General features: G+C 48.6%; 20 protein-coding genes and 1 tRNA gene. 13 read left to right on the top strand and 8 right to left on the bottom strand.

All coding sequences use genetic code 11. The features are described from left to right. Positions 1 to 233: 233 nt before the first annotated feature. A complete protein-coding gene (elbB, locus tag KJY73_RS09610) occupies positions 234 to 887 on the top strand; it encodes an isoprenoid biosynthesis glyoxalase ElbB (RefSeq protein WP_206595810.1) in 654 nt (217 codons plus the stop codon). Positions 888 to 897: 10 nt separating this feature from the next. Beyond that, a complete protein-coding gene (locus KJY73_RS09605) occupies positions 898 to 1536 on the top strand; it encodes a helix-turn-helix transcriptional regulator (RefSeq protein WP_214343378.1) in 639 nt (212 codons plus the stop codon). A gap of 55 nt (positions 1537 to 1591) precedes the next feature. Here KJY73_RS09605 and KJY73_RS09600 read toward each other — a convergent pair whose 3' ends face one another. Both KJY73_RS09600 and KJY73_RS09595 read right to left on the bottom strand, forming a co-directional pair. Then, positions 1592 to 2968: a M16 family metallopeptidase gene (locus KJY73_RS09600; protein WP_214343376.1), complete on the bottom strand. Its 1377-nt coding sequence runs from the start codon at positions 2966 to 2968 to the stop codon at positions 1592 to 1594. After that, positions 2952 to 4283: a M16 family metallopeptidase gene (locus tag KJY73_RS09595; RefSeq protein WP_214343374.1), complete on the bottom strand. Its 1332-nt coding sequence runs from the start codon at positions 4281 to 4283 to the stop codon at positions 2952 to 2954. Before KJY73_RS09595 ends, KJY73_RS09600 begins: the two co-directional genes overlap by 17 nt. Before the next feature lie 177 nt (positions 4284 to 4460). Here KJY73_RS09595 and KJY73_RS09590 point away from each other — a divergent pair, with 177 nt between their 5' ends. From KJY73_RS09590 to KJY73_RS09575, 4 genes are all read left to right on the top strand, one after another. Then, positions 4461 to 4886, top strand: coding sequence for a hypothetical protein (locus KJY73_RS09590; protein WP_214343372.1), 426 nt, complete (start codon positions 4461 to 4463; stop codon positions 4884 to 4886). A gap of 7 nt (positions 4887 to 4893) precedes the next feature. Continuing rightward, a complete protein-coding gene (locus KJY73_RS09585; RefSeq protein ID WP_206595815.1) occupies positions 4894 to 6345 on the top strand; it encodes a TrkH family potassium uptake protein in 1452 nt (483 codons plus the stop codon). 160 nt (positions 6346 to 6505) lie between these two features. Then, positions 6506 to 7753 carry an EAL and HDOD domain-containing protein gene (locus tag KJY73_RS09580; RefSeq protein ID WP_214343370.1) on the top strand — a complete coding sequence of 416 codons (1248 nt, stop codon included), beginning with the start codon at positions 6506 to 6508 and terminating at the stop codon, positions 7751 to 7753. A 92-nt stretch (positions 7754 to 7845) separates the two neighbouring features. After that, positions 7846 to 7932, top strand: a tRNA-Leu gene (locus KJY73_RS09575). A gap of 76 nt (positions 7933 to 8008) precedes the next feature. Here the strand turns inward: KJY73_RS09575 and trkA are convergent. From trkA to def, 4 genes are read right to left on the bottom strand one after another with little or no spacing between them, the layout of a single operon-like run. Beyond that, positions 8009 to 9388 (bottom strand): Trk system potassium transporter TrkA, encoded by a 1380-nt coding sequence (gene trkA / locus KJY73_RS09570; RefSeq protein ID WP_206595817.1) that lies wholly within the window; start codon positions 9386 to 9388, stop codon positions 8009 to 8011. A gap of 59 nt (positions 9389 to 9447) precedes the next feature. Then, positions 9448 to 10740, bottom strand: a complete 1293-nt coding sequence (rsmB, locus tag KJY73_RS09565) for a 16S rRNA (cytosine(967)-C(5))-methyltransferase RsmB (protein ID WP_214343368.1) — start codon at positions 10738 to 10740, stop codon at positions 9448 to 9450. Further along, on the bottom strand, positions 10737 to 11672 hold the full coding sequence (gene fmt / locus KJY73_RS09560) for a methionyl-tRNA formyltransferase (protein ID WP_214343367.1): 936 nt from the start codon (positions 11670 to 11672) through the stop codon (positions 10737 to 10739). The genes rsmB and fmt overlap by 4 nt, the downstream gene beginning before the upstream one ends. Positions 11673 to 11679: 7 nt before the next feature. After that, positions 11680 to 12189 (bottom strand): peptide deformylase, encoded by a 510-nt coding sequence (def, locus tag KJY73_RS09555; RefSeq protein ID WP_206595820.1) that lies wholly within the window; start codon positions 12187 to 12189, stop codon positions 11680 to 11682. A gap of 207 nt (positions 12190 to 12396) precedes the next feature. Between def and KJY73_RS09550 the strand changes: the two genes are divergently transcribed. The 6 genes from KJY73_RS09550 (at position 12397) to hemF (ending at position 17252) form a co-directional block, all read left to right on the top strand. Next, on the top strand, positions 12397 to 13470 hold the full coding sequence (locus KJY73_RS09550) for a LysM peptidoglycan-binding domain-containing protein (protein ID WP_214343366.1): 1074 nt from the start codon (positions 12397 to 12399) through the stop codon (positions 13468 to 13470). A 26-nt stretch (positions 13471 to 13496) separates the two neighbouring features. After that, the gene (dprA, locus tag KJY73_RS09545) at positions 13497 to 14609 is read left to right on the top strand and encodes a DNA-processing protein DprA (RefSeq protein ID WP_214343365.1); all 1113 of its coding nucleotides are present in this window, start codon (positions 13497 to 13499) and stop codon (positions 14607 to 14609) included. A gap of 1 nt (position 14610) precedes the next feature. Further along, positions 14611 to 15087 (top strand): DUF494 family protein, encoded by a 477-nt coding sequence (locus KJY73_RS09540; protein WP_214343364.1) that lies wholly within the window; start codon positions 14611 to 14613, stop codon positions 15085 to 15087. A gap of 62 nt (positions 15088 to 15149) precedes the next feature. Next, positions 15150 to 15701 (top strand): DNA topoisomerase family protein, encoded by a 552-nt coding sequence (locus KJY73_RS09535; protein ID WP_214343363.1) that lies wholly within the window; start codon positions 15150 to 15152, stop codon positions 15699 to 15701. A 57-nt stretch (positions 15702 to 15758) separates the two neighbouring features. Beyond that, on the top strand, positions 15759 to 16325 hold the full coding sequence (locus KJY73_RS09530; RefSeq protein ID WP_214343362.1) for a Sua5/YciO/YrdC/YwlC family protein: 567 nt from the start codon (positions 15759 to 15761) through the stop codon (positions 16323 to 16325). A gap of 9 nt (positions 16326 to 16334) precedes the next feature. After that, entirely contained in the window at positions 16335 to 17252 is a 918-nt protein-coding gene (gene hemF, locus KJY73_RS09525) for an oxygen-dependent coproporphyrinogen oxidase (protein ID WP_206595826.1), read from the top strand. Here the strand turns inward: hemF and KJY73_RS09520 are convergent. Beyond that, complete coding sequence (locus KJY73_RS09520) at positions 17249 to 17674, bottom strand: group II truncated hemoglobin (RefSeq protein WP_214343360.1); 426 nt, start codon at positions 17672 to 17674, stop codon at positions 17249 to 17251. The genes hemF and KJY73_RS09520 overlap by 4 nt on opposite strands. 13 nt (positions 17675 to 17687) lie before the next feature. Here KJY73_RS09520 and aroE point away from each other — a divergent pair, with 13 nt between their 5' ends. Next, a complete protein-coding gene (aroE, locus tag KJY73_RS09515) occupies positions 17688 to 18509 on the top strand; it encodes a shikimate dehydrogenase (RefSeq protein ID WP_214343358.1) in 822 nt (273 codons plus the stop codon). Here aroE and KJY73_RS09510 read toward each other — a convergent pair. Continuing rightward, positions 18500 to 19033, bottom strand: a complete 534-nt coding sequence (locus KJY73_RS09510) for a gamma carbonic anhydrase family protein (protein WP_206595829.1) — start codon at positions 19031 to 19033, stop codon at positions 18500 to 18502. The genes aroE and KJY73_RS09510 overlap by 10 nt on opposite strands. Between the last annotated feature and the right edge of the window lie 397 nt (positions 19034 to 19430).

The following is a 19430-nucleotide window of genomic DNA, read 5'->3' as shown; positions in this document are numbered from 1 at the left end:
TCTTTAAAATACTGGCTTGGTATCAAAACAGGGGACATCTAGACCTGTTGTTATTCTTATAATCCTTTGTGGATAACGCACGGGGAAGGAATTTGCACTTGGCCCCAGCGGAACGCTACTCTACCATACCCCTGAGTGAAGAAAAGCCCTGATTGGTTAATTTTTAGATTGATTGGCTATGTATTTTTTAACCAAATTGCATAAGCCAGTCTCCTCGCGCTCTGGAGCAGAAAATGAACAAAGTTGCTGTGATTTTAAGTGGCAGTGGTGTATTTGATGGCGCTGAAATCCATGAATCGGTGTTGACCATGTTGGCGTTAAGTCAGCGAGGCGTCGCTTACCAGTGTTTCGCCCCCGATATATCGCAATTGCATGTGGTTAATCATCTGACTGGCGATGTGGTTGAAACAGAGCCGCGCAATGTTTTAGTTGAAGCGGCCAGAATTGCCCGGGGGAATGTACTACCTGTGTCTGCATTAGCTGCCGTTGACTATGATGCTTTGTTGGTACCTGGTGGCTTTGGTGCGGCAAAGAACCTGTGTAATTTTGCCCTGGTTGGTGCAAATTGCCAGGTGGAACCCAGCGTATTAAGAGCCTGCCGGGAATTTGCTGAATTAGCCAAGCCAACTGGCTATATGTGTATAGCGCCGGTTCTGGCGGCCCGTGTTTACGGCGAAGGGGTGAGGTTAACTATAGGTAATGATAAAGAGACTGCCGATGCCTTGCGTATTATGGGTGCCGAGCATGTTGACTGTGAGGTTGATGATATCGTGGTGGATAAGACGCATAAGCTGGTTACGACCCCGGCCTATATGTTAGCGAAAGATATTGCTGAGGCCGCACAAGGGATAAACAAGCTGGTTGACGCTGTTTTAGCGTTTCGCTGAGGAATGAGGATTGGATAGTCGTGCTGACAAAATCCTGTACTTATTGAAGAATCAGGGTGAGATGACCGCACAGCAGTTGGCAGAGGCCCTGCAGATAACCGCAATGGGTGCTCGACAGCATCTATTGCAGCTTGCAGATGATGAGTTGGTCAGCCACTCTTTCCAACCTGCCCTGATTGGTCGTCCCAAGCAATATTGGCATCTTACTAAGCTTGCACAGCGACGTTTTGCGGATATGCACAGCCAGCTGAGTGTGCATCTTCTTGAATCTGTGCGAGCCGAGTTTGGTGAAAGTGGCCTGCAGCAGGTTATTGCTCGTCGGGAAACCACGATGCGCCAGGATTATCTGGCCAAGATGAGTGGCCTGACAGACTTGGTGGAAAAGTTGGATTGCCTGTGTCAGATACGTAATCGCGAAGGTTACATGGCCAGTTGGCATGAGGAGCCTGGTGTTGGGTATTGGTTTGTTGAGAATCATTGCCCAATTTGTGCCGCCGCGAGATGTAGTGACGGGTTTTGCCAGTCTGAACTGGCGTTATTTCAGGCCTGCATTGGGGATAAGTTTAAGGTACAGCGTCAGGAGCATATATTGGATGGCGCAAGGCGCTGCGCTTACCTGATTACCCGCTGCGATAAGATGTCAGTCTGATTATTCTGGGGCCAGCGGGTTGAGCCTCCGTATCGCTACGGAGACTCACTAGTCATTATTCGCTGTCCTGAATATTGACCTGCTGTAATTGACCGTATCCTTTTACCCAGTCCTTAATGATTTCTGCTTGGCCCACCACTACAAATTGTAAATTCTGGCTTGGGAAGTATTGCTCTATAAGCGACTGACTCTTATCAACCGTTAAGGCATTCACTCTTTCTGAGAAACCGTTGATAAAATCTTCATCAAAGCCATAGATAAACATATCCGACATCAGTGAGGCAAGCTGAGCAGAGGTCTCGTAATTTGGCGGGAACTGGCCTTTCACATAAGCTTTGGCCGAGTCGAGAGTCGATTGATCAATACCTTGCTTCCACAATTTCTGGTAAGTCTGTAATGCCAAGTCAATGGCTTGCTTGGTGGTATCGGTTTTTGTAAAGGTTGAAATATAGAAGCTGCCGCCTTGCTGATGAGATTCAAAACGGCTGCGGGCGCCATAAGTCAACCCAGAGTTCACGCGTAATTCGTCATTCAGCCAAGAGGTAAAACGCCCACCTAAAATGGTGTTGATAACACTGACGGCGACATAGTCTGGATTGCTCATGGCCATACCTGCGCCACCAATCATAAAGGTGCTTTCCACCGCATCGGGTTTGTCCACCAGTAGGACTTGGGCTTGCTTAGGTTGCACCGGTGTTGTCAGTTTTGCCCGCGCGGGGGCTTTTCCCTGCCAGGTCGCAAACAATTTGCTCAACTTACTTTTAAGTTGCTTGGTGTCGAAATCGCCCGCCACTATTACGGCCGTGTTGTCCGGTGTGTACCAACGCTTATGAAAGGCCTTCACATCGGCAAGTGAGATGCCGGCAACCGAGGTATTTGAACCGTCGATCTCTGCCGCATAGGGATGCCCTTTGAATAGCTGAGCGTTAAAGTAATCCTTAATGACGGCTTTTGGACTTTCCGTTTTCTGTTGCAGATTGGCCAAATAACGTTGTTTATGTTTGGCAAACTCCTGGTCGTCAAACGCCGGGGTTAACAAGCTGTCTTTAACCCATTGCAGTACCTGGTCCAGATCCTTACTGGCCAGAGAGGCTGAAACACTGGAATATTCCAGCTCAGCGTCGGCATCAAGTTGAGCGCCAATAAAGTCCAGTTTCGCTTCCAACTCGGCACGCGGCAGTTGCTGAGTTCCTAATATCAGGTTGGCGGCGGTCAGTTTGGCCAGCCCCGCCTTGCTGTCATCTACAGCCCCGGCTTTAACTGTCACCACTAAGTCGATAAGCGGCACCTCATGCTGTTCCATCAAATACAACGTCAGGCCGTTTTGTAGTGTTACTTTTTCGTACTTGGGCAAACTAAAGCCTGCAGCCCAGCTACCCAGGCTGATACACACCAGGCTGATGCAGCCAATTACCTTATAAATCTTGTTCATGGCTATCCTCCTGAGCGTCCAGAATACCTACTGTACGATTGGCCTTCTTTAGATACTGGTTGGCGACACGTTGAATGTCGGCGACCTTTAGGGCTTCCAACTTTGTTGGGGCATCTAATAGCGCGCGATAGTCACCAAAGTACATTTCGTAGGTTCCCAGGGTATTAGCCTTGCCATTGATGGTGGCCATTTCTCGGTAAAAGTCGACGAGGCGGCGATTCTTAACTTTCTGCAGTTCCTGTTCCGTAATTCCTTCTTTCTTTATTTTTTGCAACTGGGCGATGATGCCCTGTTCCAATTGAGCTGAGGTTGTACCCGGGCTTGCTACTGCATAGATGTAAAACAGATTGGGGTCTATGGATTCAGGGAAGTAAGCGAAAAGTTCTGTCGCAAGTTGTTGGGAAAAAACCAGGCTGTCCTGCAATCTGGAGCTATTTCCGGTTGCCAAAATGTCGGCCAGAACGGACAGTGCGTAATAGTCTTCATGCCGTGAATTCGGTACATGAAATGCCATCATCAAATTGGGGCTGGACACCGACGCTTTGTGCAGATAAACCCGGCGCTCACCTTTTTGCTCAGGCTCGACGGTATGGACTTCTCGTGGGGGAGTTTGGGCTGGTATACCGGCAAAGTGTTTGTTGGCCAGCTTTTTCACCTCATCGACAGTGACATCACCGGCAACCACCATGACGGCATTGTTCGGTGCGTAGTAGGTTTTGTGGTACTGCACCAGATCTTGCAGGGACCAATTCTCAATATCAGATTCGTGACCAATTACCGACCAGCTATAAGGGTGGGCGCGAAAGGCGCTGCCTTTAACTTCTTCCCAAATTGCCCGGAAGTTAGAATTCTCCAGCCCTGTGGAACGCTCTGAAATCACCACGCCTCGCTCACTTTCCACCATTTGCGGGTCGATGGCTAAATGTTCGATGCGGTCTGCCTCAAGTTCAAAAATCAAATCCAGCTGTTCTGCCGGAAACCAGTTGGTGTATACGGTCAGATTTTCCGTCGTGTAGGCATTGTTGCTGCCGCCGGCAGCCTCCATAGTACGGTCAAACTCTTTAGGGCCGTACTTCTTGGCACCATTGAACATCATATGCTCGAAAAAGTGTGAGAGGCCGGTGATACCTGGATACTCGTTGCGCGAGCCAACTCGCCAGAATAAATAGGAGTTCGCGTTGGGAATTGAGTGATCTTCCAGAACCAGGAATTTCATGCCATTGTCGAGGCTGAAAGTCTGCACCTTATCTTCCTGGTTACCCAGCGCTGGCAAGGCCAGTGCTGACAACAGGCTCCATATTGCTATTTTTTTCATCCAAATCTCCGTAGGGTAGGGATCTAGGTAGTGTAAGTTTGTCTTTATCGTTAAACCAGTTGCCCCTTGTAAGAAACCTTTTCATTCAAAGCAAAGGCAAGAACTGAAATTGGGGCTTTTGATTTGATCTCAGTCGGTCAATAATTGGGTATTGACCATGCAACCAATAAACTCCTTATGTATCGGCGTGTTTATTTGGTGGGATTCCATTCTCACCTACATCGGAAAATCCGTGAAACGGCCTTGGATATGGCGTTGCCGTTGCATTTTTTTCATGCATTGCAAGGCAATGCAGAGCCGGTTGATTCAGCTGCAGCGCCCCTTGATAACTTATTGGGGGAGCGCTTGCGACAGAGCATCAATCAGTTTTTGCTCGGTAGTGCCGACTGGGTTGCCTTCGCGCTGACCAGTGAATCTGAAATCAGGTCACAGGCGGGGGAGATTGCCGCTGCTGTGGCTCTGGGCAAGGCAATTGTGTTTTTACATGATTCAGGGTCTTCAGTCAGCCCGGCTTGTCTGGACCAGGTTGCCTGTTATGTGGCGGACGATTATCTGCAGCTTTTGACATTTTTGGAGCAGCGCTCAGTGAAGGTAACTAGCTAAGGAAAATATGCAGTACCGTACAATAATTAGGATACTCGGCCTGCTGGTTGCTTTGTTTAGCGTTACCATGATTCCGCCTGCTGTCGTTTCTTTAATATATGCTGATGGGGGCGGTTTGCCCTTTATGCTGGCATTTTTCCTCTGTTTGATTACCGGAATTCTCTCCTGGTATCCCAATCGCACCCACCGCAATGAACTGAGAGCCAAAGAGGGATTTCTGATTGTTGCATTATTCTGGACCGTACTGGCCAGTTTTGGTGCATTGCCTTTCTTATTACTTGAACAGCCGCAAATGTCGGTTACTGATGCTTTCTTTGAGTCCTTCTCAGGGTTAACCACTACGGGGGCAACGGTAATAGAGGGGATCGACTATCTGCCCAAAGCCGTGCAGTTTTACCGCCAGCAACTGCAGTGGCTGGGTGGTATGGGGATCATTGTATTGGCGGTGGCCATATTGCCGATATTGGGCGTAGGGGGCATGCAGCTATATCGCGCTGAGATCCCCGGTCCGGTTAAAGACTCAAAAATGACCCCCAGAATTGCGGATACCGCTAAGCATCTATGGTTCATCTATCTGGGGTTAACTATTGCCTGTATGGTTGCTTATTGGGCGGCAGGAATGAACTGGTTTGATGCAATCTGCCATGCATTTTCAACCGTTGCCATTGGGGGGTTCTCTAATTATGACGCCAGCCTGGGGCATTTCGACAGCCCTGCCATCAACATGGTTTGTGTGGCATTCCTGTGGGTGTCGGCCCTTAATTTTGCCTTGCATTACAACGCGTTTAGCAATCGCAGTCTGAAGGCATATTGGCACGACCCGGAGTTGCGGGCGTTTTTCCTGATTCAGTTTGTGCTGGTGGCGATTTGCTTTGCCACCCTAACCGCACATAGCTGGTATGCTGATGTGGAAACCGCTTTGGACCAAGCCCTATTTCATGCTGTTTCAATCAGTACAACTGCCGGCTTTGCGACTGACAGCTTCGCAGATTGGCCGGTATTTCTGCCGATTTTGCTTATTTTTGCCAGCTTTATTGGCGGCTGTGCCAGTTCAACCGGCGGTGGTTTGAAAGTAGTTCGAGTGCTGTTGCTGTTTTTACAAGGCAAGCGGGAAGTAGACAGGCTTATTCACCCCAAAGCCATTTACTCGGTTAAGCTGGGTGATCGTGCCTTGCCTGACAGGGTAGTGGAAGCGGTGTGGGGATTCTTTTCAGCCTACACTTTAGTGTTTTTGATTATTATGATCGCCTTAGTCGCTACCGGCATGGACAATATTACCGCGTTTTCTGCTACCGCGGCCTGTCTGAACAACCTGGGACCGGGGTTGGGGGCGGTTGCTGCTAATTTTGCCGATGTCACTGATGCAGGGAAATGGTGGCTTGTACTGGCCATGTTGTTTGGGCGACTGGAAGTGTTTTCTTTGCTGGTACTTTTCTCGCCCACATTTTGGCGGAGCTAACGCTGGCTTGAAGGTATTTATATAAATAATGGAGAATGCTGTCCAGAGCACTGAAACGCTGGTTTTATCACCGCTATCTGATAGAGTCTGTTTGTTTACATTTCTCATACAAACGGGCTCAATGGACCAACCAAGAAACGGAGCCTCTGGGGGTTAACTTATGTTTGCTTATATAGCCCGCCATCCTATTCTGGACAGTGACCGGAATGTCTATGCCTATGAACTATTATTCAGGGATGGCAGGAAAAATTGCTTTCCGGATATTCGACCGGATGAAGCCACTTCCAAAATATTAACCGGCAGCCACCTAACGCTGGGACTGGAAGATATTGCCTGCCACAAAACGTCTTTTATTAATTTTCACAAAGAAACCTTATTGCATGGTTTCCCTAGTATGCTGGACCCCGAATCGGTGGTGGTTGAGATTGTTGAGACCGTGCCTACAGACAGCAGCATGGTGACAGCCTGTAAACAGATAAAAGACATGGGCTACAAGCTGGCTCTGGATGACCACAATTTTGACCCCAAGTGGGATATGTTCCTGCCGTACGTTGATATCATCAAGGTAGATACGCTGCGTAGTGACTATGAAACCATTGCCCGCAATATTGAGAAATTCAAGCAAGCCAAGGTGCAGCTAGTTGCTGAAAAAGTGGAAACCTATGAAGACTTTAATCGCTTCCGCGATTTGGGCTTTGATTACTTCCAGGGGTTCTTTTTCGCCAAGCCGGAAGTTATACGTCAGCGTAATTTACCGACATCTAAGCTGGCACTTTTAGAATTGTTGCAAGAGAGCAGTAACCGAGATTTTAATTTTGAGCGCGTGAATGGCATTTTCGAGCGGGATGTCGGTTTATCCTACATGCTGCTGCGTTTTATCAATAATCCTACTATTAACAAGCGTTACAAGATTTCATCGCTGCGTCATGCTCTGAATTACCTGGGTGAAGTCGAGCTTAAGAAGTTCATTTCTATTCTGGCCTTGGCCAATATGGGCGAAGAGAAGCCCATGGAACTGCTACATCTATCCTTGGTGCGGGCTAAGTTCTGTGAGCTGGTGAGTCAGGCTAAGAAAGATCAGGACAATCCGCCTAAAGGTTTCCTGGTTGGCTTGTTTTCGCTGCTGGATGCATTACTCGATCAGAGTATGGAGCATTTGGTGCAAAAGCTGCCTATCGATGAAGAGATCAAACAGGCCTTGTGTGGGCAAGAAGGGCGCTTGCGGAATTATCTAAGCCTGGCCAGAGCCTTTGAAAGTGCCAATTGGTTGGCTTTGATCAAGTTGTCAGGGGAGTTAGATCTTAGCCAGAAGATGTTGCATGGGTTGTTTAACCAAGCCATTGTTTGGGGCAATGAGATCCGCCAGACCGTTTCCCCACATTTTCCGAAATCACAGGTCAGAACTTAAACGTTGTGGCGTAAAAATGTGCGAACGACATAAAAAGTTCACGCTGAGTGTTGACAAGATTGGTCTGACTCAATAAAGTACGCGCACTTCTCGCCCAGGTGGTGGAATTGGTAGACACGCTAGCTTCAGGTGCTAGTGGCCGAAAGGCCGTGGAGGTTCAAGTCCTCTCCTGGGCACCAATTCTCGAAAAAAGCTCTAAACGTTTGTTTAGAGCTTTTTTCTTTTCTGCATCTGAAACTTTGATGCTCCGCAGCCTTAGCCAAAGAAGAAGGCGCTGGGTTGGAAGAGTTTTTCCACGTAGCTGATAAATTTCTTGTCGACCAAAAATAATACGACGTGATCATCAGCCTCGATAACAGTATCCCCATGGGCAATAATCACTTCGTCTTTACGCACGATAGCGCCAATGGTGGTGCCTGGAGGGAGCTTAATGTCATTTATGGCTTTGCCCACCACTTTGGATGTATTGGCATCACCATGGGCTATGGCCTCGATGGCTTCCGCAGCACCACGTCTAAGTGAATACACATTTACAACGTCGCCGCGTCTGACGTGAGTCAGCAGGGCCGAAATAGTCGCTTGCTGTGGTGAAATGGCGATGTCTATCTCTCCACCTTGTACAAGATCCACATAAGCGCTGCGCTGAATTAATACCATGGCCTTTTGGGCGCCCATGCGCTTGGCCAGCATTGCTGACATGATGTTGGCTTCGTCGTCATTGGTAACAGCAATAAATACATCTATCTGCTCAACCTGTTCTTCCAGCAACAACTCCTGATCAGAGGCGTCGCCGCAAAACACTATGGTCTTTTTCAGGTTGGAAGAGAGGTATTTAGCTCTGTCCTGATTGAACTCGATCAGTTTAACCTGATGTTTTTCTTCCAACTGCCTGGCTAAGCCAGCACCAATCAGGCCACCTCCGGCAATCATGATGCGTTTGTAGCTGGCTTCCAGCTTCTGCAACTCACTCATTACCGCGCGAATATGCTTAGTAGCTGCGATGAAGAATACTTCATCATCTGCTTCTATGACGGTGGTTCCTAAAGGGCGAATGGGTTTACCGCGACGATAGATAGCCGCTACCCGGGTTTCCACATTCGGCATATGCTCTTTTAGAGCAGAAAGTGCATGCCCAACCAGCAGGCCACCATAATAGGCCTTAACTGCGACCAGGCTGACTTTGCCCTCGGCAAACTCTACGACCTGCAAGGCTCCTGGGTAATCGATTAAGCGTTTGATCGAGCGGGTCACCAGCTGTTCCGGGGCGATCAAATGATTCACCGGTACATCTGAGTGTTTAAATAACTGCTCTTGGTAAACTAAGTACTGCTCTGAACGGATACGCGCGATCTTGGTAGGTGTTTTAAACAGTGTGTGCGCAACCTGGCAGGCCATCATATTGGTTTCATCGCTATTGGTCACGGCGATGAGCATATCGGCATCTTCTGCACCGGCTTTCTTCAGGACATCAGGATGGGAGCCAAACCCGGATACAACCTGCAAATCCAGTCGATCTTGCAGATTACGTAAAATGTCATAATCCGAGTCAATGACGGTGATTTCGTTTTTTTCACCCACCAGGTTCTCGGCAAGGGTTCCCCCTACCTGACCGGCGCCCACAATGATGATCTTCATAGTTTGCGGTTCTTAATGTTGGTCGACGTACTGGCCAAAATCTGTAAGCCCATATTCTGTTAAGACTTTATCAGTCTCGCATAGTAGAAACCATCCATTTGCCCTTCTCCGGGCAGGATTTGCCAGCCAGGGTTGTCAGTGCTGTCTTGTGCATGTAGGGGAGAGAGCACGGCATCAGGATGATTGGCTAGAAACTGCTTAACCTGCTCGCGGTTCTCATCGGGCAGTATTGAACAGGTGGCATACAGCAGGGTGCCGCCAGGTTTTAGCATTGACCAGACTGCCGCTAATATCCGGCGTTGCAATTCGACCAGGGGAGGGATATCTGTACCTTTGCGTAGCCATTTGATATCAGGGTGGCGGCGGATAACCCCGGTAGCTGAACAGGGGGCATCCAACAAAATACGATCGAATGGCTTGCCGTCCCACCAAGAGGATGGATCTGCAGCATCGCCACATATTACCTGGGCATGATGGCCAAGCCGTTGCAGGTTCTCTTCTACCCGCTGTAAGCGAGTTGCATCGCTGTCTAATGCCAGACACTCTATGTCAGCTTGCAATTCCAGCAGGTGACAGGTTTTTCCGCCGGGGGCTGCACAAGCGTCTAATACCCGGTCTTTGCTTTGCACAGCCAGTAATGTTGCTGCCTGCTGAGCAGCACCGTCTTGGGCGGCAAACCAACCTTGTTGGTATCCGGGTAGCTGCGTCAGATCGTAGCCTTTGCTGAGTATCAGGGCGGGCTGCTTGTCATCCGGTACCCTATATTGAATGCCTTGTTCATCCAGCGCTTGGCAAAACTCGCTTTGATTAACTCGCGCCTGGTTTACTCTTAGCCAGATGGGGGCCCTGCTGTTCATTGCCTGACTAAGGTCATCCAACTTATCGGGATAGGCTTGCTGCAATTTCTTGAATAGCCATTTAGGTAATCCTGAACGAATCTGCGCGTCATCTGGTTGCTTATCCTGCATCTCCTGGCGAATAAAATTGCGCAGACACGCATTCACCAGGCCTTTAAGCCCTGGACACCTGAGCTCCTGGCAAGCCCCCACGGTTTCAGCAACGGCGGCATGCTGAGATACTCTGCTGAAGGCCAATTGATAGAAACCAAGCAAAATCAGGTGTTCAATAACCTTCTGATTGGATTTAAGCGGTTTATTCAGTAGTTGTCTTAGCCAATACTGCAGTATTGGCAATTGACGGAGTACGCCATACAACATCTCTTGCAACCAGGCTCGGTCTTGCTCTTTGTGCTTGGCTTGCAAAGCTGGCATCAATTCTCGAAGCGAATGGCCTTGCTCTAATACCTGAAACAGGGTGCGAGCGATGTCCGCCCTTAGGGTTGAGGCTTTCAATTCAGTGTATTTCCGGGTAAAAACAGATCTTTTCTTGCATTTAGGATGTCAGCTACTGGCATGGCCTTTTTGCCTGCCAATTGGATAACCTCTAAGCGTAAGCTTTGTGCTGCTGTTGCGACCAGTATGCCTTGTTTACTGACCTCGAGAATTTCTCCTGGAACACCTTCTCTTGGTTCTACGCTGGCTTGCCACACCTTAACCGGTTGACCGTCCAATTCGAAGAAACAAACAGGCCAGGGGTTAAAAGCCCGAATATTGCGTTCCAGTTGTTCAGCATTGGCTTGCCAGTTCAATCGTGCCTCTTCTTTGGAAAGTTTTTCTGCGTAGTTTGCCAGATTGTTATCCTGAGGCTCTGCTGTGAGGGTCTCCAACTGCGCCAGAGTCTCCACTAAGGCCTTGGGACCAAGTTCCGCGAGCTTCTCATATAAGCTTGCACTGGTATCAGAAGGCTCAATCGGCAATGCTGCTTTTTGCAGCATGGCGCCAGTGTCCAGGCCCTTGTCCATCTGCATAATGGTTACGCCGGTTTGTTGGTCACCAGCCCAAATTGAACGTTGAATTGGTGCGGCACCTCGCCATCTGGGTAGCAAAGAGCCATGCACATTCAGGCAACCCAGTCGGGGAGCGTCCAGCACGGCTTGAGGTAAAATAAGTCCGTAAGCGACCACTACCATGACATCCGCATTTAATTCGGCAAGCTGTTGCTGTGCTTCGGCACTTTTTAAGGTCTCTGGTTGGAATACCGGGATCTCATGTTGCAGGGCTAATTGCTTAACGGCACTCGCCTGCAGCTTTTTACCCCGACCCGCTGGTTGATCTGTCTTGGTATAGACGGCGATAACCTGGTGAGAAGAATTCAATAAGGCTTGCAGATGCCGGGCAGCAAAGTCAGGCGTACCGGCAAATATGATTTTCAATGACGTGCTCAACGGAACCTCAGGCTTTTTCTAACAGGCGGGCTTCTTTTTCCAGCTTCTTGCGAATTCGTTGGCGTTTCAGGGGCGATAGGTAGTCAACGAAGAGTACGCCACGAAGATGATCGAGTTCATGTTGGATACAAATAGCCAGCAATCCTTCCGCTTCAAGGGTGAACTCTTTACCTTCTCTATCCAGTGCCGTCACTTTGATGCGTTCAGCACGGTCGACTTTCGCGTAGTTATTAGGTACGGATAAGCAGCCTTCTTCACTAATGGTGGTACCGTGCTTTTCGGTAATTTCCGGATTGATGAATACCAATGGCTGGTCTTGATCTTCTGAAACGTCCATAACGACCAAACGCATATGAACATTCACCTGAGTGGCGGCTAAACCAATGCCATTCTCGGCTTTCATTGTTTCAAACATGTCGTCAACGAGTTTACGGATCTCGTCATTTACTTCCGCAACGGGTTTAGCGACAGTGCGCAAACGTTCATCAGGGAAACGTAGAACTTCTAATTTGGCCATTGATATCTTCAGCTACACTAGTTAATGGATCCAAGCATATGGATTCTTATACGAATTGCCATAAATGGCTATTTAATACTTGGCTTTAACGGTTATTCTAGCCCAATCGCTGGTAAAAAATAATAGCCGCTCCGTTTTGATTAGGTATGAATCAACGTCCGTAAGCATGTCGCAGTGGGGCGTGATGGTCGGCTCATTGGGGGAGTTATGCGACTTAAGTTGTCTAGATGGTTTGTATGGCTGTGCTTGTTTCCTGCCTGGTGCATGGCAATTACGGTTAAGCCAGATGCACCCGAAATATATGTGGTGAAGAAAGGGGATACCTTGTGGGATATCTCTTCGCTGTATTTGGACCAGCCCTGGCAGTGGCCCGAGCTTTGGCGTCACAACAGCCAAATTAAGAATCCTCACCTGATTTACCCTGGTGATGAACTAAGGCTGGAATGGGGGGCCGATGGCCAGCCAACGCTGGTAATGAACCGCACTGAGGAACCCAAAACAACCATTAAGTTATCACCAAGCGGCAAGCGCATTGATAAGTCTGCCACCGCCATCCCGGTATTGCCTTGGACTGTGGTGCAACCATTTATTGAAAACGGCTTAGTCATGTCAGAAGAAGAATACCAGGCCCTGCCCAAGTTGCTTGGTGATTATGACGGAAGCATTCGCTATGCCAGTGGTGACATGGTGGTCGGTGAGTTCGGCGATGCTGGGCAAGATATGTTGTTGTTACGTCAACAAGGTATGATTCGTGACATGCATGACAACGTAATTGGCGTGCAGGTTCGTCACGTAGCTGATGCCAGTTTACTGCCGACCGAGCAGGAACGTCTGATGCTGGTAAACTTGCACGACGCCAATTTTGAGGCGGTTCAGGGCGACCGCATTGGTGCCCGCTCGCTATTACCGCAAGGGCAAGATCTCCAATTGCAGGCGGTTGGAGATGTGCGTGGTCACATTATAGGTAACCTTCGCGAACACAATATGATGGGTAAACTTGATATTGTCGTTCTGGATTTAGGTGAGCGAGACGACATACAGGCCGGCTCAGTGATGGGGATATATCTTCCCGGCCCGAAATTGGATACCAGCGATACTCCGGATTACGCAGACAGTGACACTTGGCTGTTTGGTCTGGCTGAAAACGAGAATGTTGTTACCGCGCCTCCGTTGAAAGTAGGGGAGCTGGTTGTGTTCAGGGTGTTTGAAAATACAAGCTACGGGTTGATTGTCAAAGCCTCTAACATCATCAAAAGAGGCGCCTTGGTCGCTCATCCGTAGGTCATCATGACTGTGCAAGGATTAGCATGTCTACAGAAGCGGAGTTGTATGCATGGCTCGTATTGGACCAGGTCCCTGGGCTTGGTTCTGATGAACTAGAACAGCTAACTCAATTAACGTCAAACAACGCATCCGCGTTGTTTGAGCTTGAAGACCTACAGTTGCGGCAGCTTGGCTGGAAAGGAAAACAAGTTGCCGCGTTCAGAAATCCAGACAAAGCCTGGATTGACGATGCGCTTGACTGGCTGCAAAGCTCGCCTGAACATTCCATCCTAACTTACCGAAGCGATACGTACCCTAAGCATCTTCAGCAACTTTTTCGCCCTCCCGTAGTCCTTTACTGTAAAGGCAATGTTTCACTGCTTGATGAACCGCAACTGGCAATAGTGGGCAGTCGTAATCCAACACCAACGGGTCAGCAGTTTGCATTTGATATTGCTGCCCAACTGGTAGCTGCGGGGCTGGTGGTTACCAGCGGATTGGCTTTGGGTATTGATGGTTGGGCACACAAAGGCGCGCTTGAAGCTAAAGGTAAAACTATTGCCGTCTTGGGCTCTGGGCTGGCTAAGCCTTATCCGCGCAGAAATGTCGGTCTGTCAGAGCAAATATGCAATGGCGGTGGGTGCCTGATATCAGAGTTTGCGCCGCAATTGGGGGCGAGGGCCGAACATTTTCCGAGGCGCAACCGCATAATCAGCGGTTTAAGTTTGGGAACCCTGGTAGTCGAGGCCGCTATTCGCAGTGGTTCGTTGATTACTGCCAGATGTGCATTGGAGCAAGGTCGGGATGTATTTGCGGTTCCGGGCAGCATCTATAATCCTCTTGCTCAGGGGTGTCATTATTTAATCAAACAGGGGGCCAAGCTGGTGGAAGGTGTTGAAGACATTCTCGAAGAATATCAAAATCTTGCTTTAGGACGGCAAAATTATGCCTGTTCTCAACAGGAAAAAAGTAATGAGAATGGCTTGGCAAAGGATATATTGTTGGGTAGTGTAGAATTTGAAGTCACATCTATAGATGTGATTGCACAGCGCAGCGGCTTGCCGGTGACACAAGTGCTTGCACAATTACTAGAATATGAGCTGCGTGGCCTGGTAGCTGCCGTCCCCGGTGGTTACGTCAAGTTGAGGGGAAAATAGTATGTTTGACATCCTCATGTATCTGTTCGAAAACTTCATCCATAGTGAAACTGAGATTCGCGTCGACCAAGACGAGTTGACCGAAGAGCTGGTGCGTGCCGGTTTTCATCATGATGAGATCTACAAAGCCTTGTCCTGGCTGGAGAAGCTGGCAGCTTTGCAAGAGTCCGATACCAATCCCTATCTGGCTCATATGTCTGCAATGCCTGTTACTCGTATCTTCACACAGGAAGAGGAGATGCGACTGGACGTTGAATGTCGAGGCTTTTTGATGTTCCTAGAGCAAATCAAAGTGCTTGATGCCAGTACCCGTGAAATGGTGATTGACCGGGTGATGGAGATCGATGCAGCTGAGTTTTGCCTGGAAGATCTCAAATGGGTAGTGTTGATGGTGCTGTTTAATGTACCCGGCAAGGAAAACGCCTACGCGCAAATGGAAGACCTACTGTTCGAGGAGCCTGAAGGGCCTCTGCACTAGCGTTATTGCCTACCTACAACGCTTAGATATTAAGCGAGCTCTGATTATGACATAATCCGTTTATGTCAAAGATAGATCACTCCCTATTTAACGCCGACGAACATGCTCTGGAGCATGCCTATGGCAATTGCCCTTTGTGTGATGCCAAGTTGCAAATTCGTTCGGGTAAAAGTGGACCTTTCCTCGGTTGCAGTCGTTATCCACACTGCCATTTCAGTAAACCGCTGCATGAATACCAAAGCCACGAAGTAAAAGTGATTGAAGGGGCGCATTGCCCTGAATGTCAATCTCCTCTGGCGGTGAAGAAAGGCCGATTTGGTTTGTTCATCGGTTGCACCAACTTTCCACAATGCCACCATATTGAAAAACTCGAGCAAAAGCAGGAAAGCCTGGTTAGCTGCCCACAATGTAAAACCGGGAAACTGCATAGACGTACAAATAAGTATGGAAAGAGTTTTTTTGCCTGTGATGGTTATCCAGATTGTCGCTATCTGCTGAATTTTCCGCCTGTGGCGAAAAGCTGCTCTGCTTGTGGTTGGCCTATTATGATGCGCAAAGGGCATACCTTGGTTTGCCCACAGAAGGCTTGTCAGCATAAGGAAGCGGATGACTAACTGGCATTGCACTTCGGCAAGCTTATATTAATATGCCGGCAAACTGGTAAACCTAGTATGGGAAGTCCTGTCTTGAACTTTGATGCAGAATTAAAATCGGCCTTTGATGATGGGGAAATTTTTGCTTATCCAACCGAAGCGGTTTTCGGTTTGGGTTGCGACCCGGATAACGAACAAGCTGTGATGAAAATCCTGGAGTTAAAACAAAGGCCTGTCGAAAAAGGCGTGATTTTAATTGCCAGTAACTATTCTCAATTATTGCCTTATGTCAAGGACGAAGCCATTCCAATGGACCGTCGCACAGAGATCGTATCCAGCTGGCCAGGACCGCACACTTGGTTGCTACCTAAATCCGATAAAGCACCAGATTGGATCACCGGCGGTTCTCCGTTGATTGCGGTGCGGGTTACTGCTCATCCTGTGGTACGAGCCTTGTGTGATTTCCTTGGCAAGCCTCTTGTGTCAACCAGCGCAAATTTGGCAGGTCATGAGCCCGCCAGAACGGCGGCAGAGGTGGAACGGGAGTTTGGTGAAAAAGTCAGAATCATTCATGCGCAGGTTGGACAACAAGCCCAGCCTACCCAGATCCGCCACGGTCTGACTGGTCAAGTTATCAGAGCCTAGGAACAAATCATGTCCAATGTAAATTTAGAGCAGGTAAAGCAGTTTTTACTGGGTTTACAAAACAGTATTTGCCAGACACTTGAGCTGGTCGATGGCAAAGGGAATTTTGTTGAAGATAACTGGCAGCGCGAAGAAGGTGGCGGCGGCCGCACCCGGGTGATGCGTAAAGGGCAAGTAATAGAGCAAGGTGGTGTGAACTTCTCTCATGTTTTCGGGACACAGCTTCCCCCATCAGCTACTGCAGCCCGACCTGAGCTGGCAGGACGCAGTTTCCAGGCTATGGGGGTATCTTTGGTTATTCATCCGCATAACCCTTTTGTGCCCACTTCCCATGCCAATGTGCGCTTTTTTGTGGCAGAGAAAGACGGTGAAGCACCTGTATGGTGGTTTGGTGGCGGTTTTGATTTAACGCCTTTTTATCCTTTCCGAGAAGATGTGCAGCATTGGCACAATGTCGCACGTAACTTGTGCCTGCCTTTTGGCGATGACGTTTACCCTAAGTACAAGCAATGGTGCGATGATTACTTTTTCCTCAAGCATCGTAATGAAACCCGTGGTGTAGGTGGTTTGTTCTTCGATGATTTGAATGAATGGGGCTTTGAAAAGAGCTTTGCCTTTATGCAGGCCGTGGGGAATGGCTATCTGGATGCCTATGTACCCATCATTGAAAATCGTAAACAAATGCCTTTTGGTGAACAGGAGCGTGAATTCCAGTTGTACCGTCGTGGTCGCTATGTGGAATTCAACCTGGTGTACGACCGTGGCACCTTGTTTGGCTTGCAAACCGGCGGCCGCACAGAGTCTATTCTGATGTCTATGCCACCACTGGCCCGCTGGGAATATGATTACACGCCATTACCTGGAAGCAGGGAAGAGCAGTTGTACCAGCACTACCTCAAACCTGTGGACTGGCTGGCCGAGATTTAATCCTGATTTTTCATATGCTGCGCCAAAGGCACCAGATTTTGCCAGATAACCTGGCGCAGCCTCTTGTCTTCAACGCATTGTTCTAGTGCGAGATTAATACAATACAACCATTGGCTGATCATCAGGCCATTCACCGGAGCGTGTAGGTGCCGGGCTCTTAATCTGGGATGGCCGTATTTTTGTTCAAACAGCGGCGGTCCGCCTAGCCAACCACTCATGAATTCAAAAAATTTCTGGCGGGTTTCGGTCAGATCCGCTTTGTGAATGGCCAACAACTCTGCGGCTTTTGGATCCGTCTGCATAATGTCATAGAAGCAATTGCACAGGCGTGCGGTCACTTGTTCCCCTCCAATCATTTGATAGAGGCTGGTGGGTTTGTCGTCAGCTTGTTTCTGGGTTAGGCTCCCCAGCCAATCAGTCATTTTCTTAAGTACCATGGATCAATACGCTGTCTTCGGTAATCCCATTGCGCATAGCAAGTCACCTTTTATTCATAAGATGTTTGCCGAGCAAACCGGACAATCATTGGAGTATTCGGCGATCTTATCACCCCTTGATGGTTTTGCGGATACCATCCAGGCCTTCATTACTTCTGGAGGTAAGGGGGCAAATGTGACGGTTCCTTTTAAAGAGCAGGCTTATAAGCTGGCTGACCAACTGTCGGAAGCGGCTGAACAGGCCGGGGCGGTGAATACCCTTACTTATAAAGAAGGGAAATTATTTGGTGACAATACAGACGGCATCGGATTGGTCAAAGACCTGCTATTTCATGGTTTGGTACTGCAAGGTAAAAAGATCCTGATCATTGGTGCAGGTGGCGCAACCCGAGGCGTGGTGTTACCTATCCTGGAACAAACCCCTACCTCGTTGCATATTGCTAACCGTACTGCAGAGAAAGCATTAAACCTGGCTAAACACTTCGCTTCGTTTGCCAGGGTTACCGGCAGTGGTCTGAATGATATTCCCGATACTTCCTTTGATCTTATTATCAATGCCTCATCATCAAGCTTATCCGGTGATGCCCCCAATATAGATACTGCCTATATGGTTAATAAGCCGGTGTGCTATGACATGGTATACGGTAAAGAAGACTCGGCGTTTAATCTTTGGTGCCAACAGCAAGGAGCAAGCATGACCCTGGATGGTCTGGGTATGCTGGTCGAGCAGGCGGCGCAAAGTTTCTATTTATGGCGGGGAGTAATGCCCGACACCCAGCCGGTTCGTCAGGCATTAAGGAATATGCTGGCTCAGTCCTGAGCCAGATAATCTTCTTTTAATTCTACATAGTTAATGGCGGACTGTTTAAGAAACGCCAGTTCACTGTCGGTAAGTCTGCGGGCCTGTTTCACTGGGCTGCCGACATACAGGTAACCTGATTCCAGGGTTTTACCCGGTGGCACTAAGCTTCCCGCGCCAATAAATATGTCATCTCCGACTATGGCGCCGTCCATAATAATTGCACCCATTCCAACTAAAATACGGTTTCCCAGTGTGCAGCCATGCAACATGCACTTATGACCGACAGTGACATCATCGCCTATTATTAGCGGATAACCGGCCGGATGCTGCGTCGACTTCCTCGTTACGTGTAGTACGGTACCATCCTGAACATTAGTGCGAGCACCAATACGGATATGATTAACATCACCTCGGGCCGCAACTAATGGCCAAATACTGCTGTCATCGCCTAATTCAATGTCACCTTTTAATACAGCACTGTCATCAACGTAGCAATTTTGCCCAAGTTTGGGATATGCCTTCTTATAAAATCCTAAGCTCATTTCACTCTTTTCCGCTGTTTGAACAGGAGAATAGTAGCAAAAATGGACGTTTAATGCCTTAAATGCTCAATAACTCGTCAAACGATAAATTTTCTTAAAAAACCAGTTGACGGCTTCGCTGAAATCTCTAGAATGCGCACCACTTCGACGGGGTAGCCCGGCAAGCCAGGAAGGCAGAAGGATTCAAGGAACGGCAAGCAACGAAAGAGTTAAAAAGTTGCTTGACACGGAAAACGGATAGCGTAGAATGCGCGTCCCGCTTGAGAGAGGAAGCCTCACTTAAGCCGCCTGATAAGGCACTGTTCTTTAACAATTAGCAACGAGACAATCTGTGTGGGCACTCGTTAACGAGTGTCGGCTCAAGAAATTCATGATTTATATTTAATTGAAGAGTTTG

It is taken from the genome of Bowmanella yangjiangensis, from assembly GCF_018531185.1.
Taxonomy (GTDB): domain Bacteria; phylum Pseudomonadota; class Gammaproteobacteria; order Enterobacterales; family Alteromonadaceae; genus Bowmanella; species Bowmanella yangjiangensis.
Note: the sequence above shows the minus strand (reverse complement) of the source record. Positions and strands in the feature narration are given on the sequence as shown.